The organism is Frankia sp. Mgl5 (genome assembly GCF_023242985.1).
In the GTDB taxonomy this organism is placed as follows: Bacteria; Actinomycetota; Actinomycetes; order Frankiales; family Frankiaceae; genus Parafrankia; species Parafrankia soli.
Window position 1 is genome coordinate 1 of sequence record NZ_JALKFY010000068.1, and the last position, 287, is coordinate 287.

Genomic DNA, 287 nt, shown 5'->3' on the forward strand with positions numbered 1-287 from the left:
GTTTACCCCCTTAACCAATGTGGGAATTATAGGCGCTATCGCGATTGCGATCTTCGGCTTCCTGTTCGTTACGGTAGCTTCCCGGATCGTTGGGATTGTGGGCAGCTCCTCTTCGCCTGTCTCCGGGATGACCATCGCAACCCTATTGATCGTCACCTTTGTATTCCATTCCTCAGGGCTGACCGGGACCGCGGGAATGGTGGCGTCCCTGACCGTAGGAGCGATCGTCTGTACCGCTCTGGCGGTGGCCGGTGATATTTCGCAGGACTTAAAGACCGGTTATCTTG

General features: G+C 55.7%; 1 protein-coding gene. It reads left to right on the forward strand.

The genetic code is table 11. From position 1 onward, the window contains the following. On the forward strand, nucleotides 1-287 hold a 287-nt coding region (locus MXD62_RS40170), incomplete at both ends, for an OPT/YSL family transporter (RefSeq protein ID WP_368862337.1).